The organism is Priestia sp. SIMBA_032 (assembly GCF_046535215.1).
In the GTDB taxonomy this organism is placed as follows: Bacteria; Bacillota; Bacilli; order Bacillales; family Bacillaceae_H; genus Priestia; species Priestia aryabhattai.
Window position 1 is genome coordinate 1 of the sequence record NZ_JAWRXD010001273.1, and the last position, 248, is coordinate 248.

The following is a 248-nucleotide window of genomic DNA, read 5'->3' on the forward strand; positions in this document are numbered from 1 at the left end:
CTGGCTGAAGAGTGTTCATTAAGACCTCCATATCTATCTGTATATACTCCGTACCTTTTTTGATTCTTCCATCTCGAAAATAATCAGGATTGGGATTTTTTTGATAAATACGTGTATTCGATTTGATACGAGAGATATAGTAAGCCTTTTGATCTTGTATATGTTGAAGATCTTGCAAATGAAAATACCCTAAATCTCGGATACATAGATCATTCGCTGCCACAGTTGGGACACACAAAGAACCGTAG

Annotated in this window: 1 protein-coding gene; it reads right to left on the minus strand. The window is 36.3% G+C overall.

Features of this window, described 5'->3' with window-relative positions; genetic code table 11:
* A partial coding sequence (locus tag SB717_RS38420; RefSeq protein ID WP_410908458.1) for a transposase occupies positions 1-248 on the minus strand: 248 nt, incomplete at both ends.